We start from the raw sequence: 426 nt of genomic DNA, 5'->3' as shown, positions 1-426 counted from the left end.
GCTAAAGAGATCGAACAATCCAATGATGATCACCAGGCTGGTATCCTTGAAGAGGGCAATGATCGTGTTGACCAGACCCGGGATGACCAGCTTGAGTGCCTGTGGAAGAATGACCAGTCCCTGTGTTTTCCAGTAACCGAGAGCCAGTGATTCCGCCGCTTCGTACTGGCCTTTAGGTAACGCCTGCAAACCACCTCGCACAACTTCAGCGACATAGGCGGACTGGAAGAGAATCACCCCCACCAGGGCACGGATCAGCTTGTCGATGGTGGTACCTTCTGCCATAAACAGCGGCAGCATGACCGACGACATAAACAGAACGGTGATAAGCGGTACGCCGCGCCAGAACTCAATGAAGATAACGGAGAGCACGCGGACGATCGGCATTTTTGAACGCCGTCCCAGAGCCAGTAAAATCCCCCACGG

Annotated in this window: 1 protein-coding gene; it reads right to left on the bottom strand. The window is 54.2% G+C overall.

What is annotated here, in order from left to right:
• Window positions 1–426: amino acid ABC transporter permease (locus tag EN749_RS37215; protein ID WP_145991236.1), on the bottom strand; the 426-nt coding region annotated here is incomplete at both ends.

Origin of the sequence: Mesorhizobium sp. M7A.F.Ca.ET.027.02.1.1, assembly GCF_004022985.1 — a bacterium.
Classification (GTDB): domain Bacteria; phylum Pseudomonadota; class Alphaproteobacteria; order Rhizobiales; family Rhizobiaceae; genus Mesorhizobium.
This window is presented reverse-complemented; position numbering and strand designations above follow the sequence as displayed.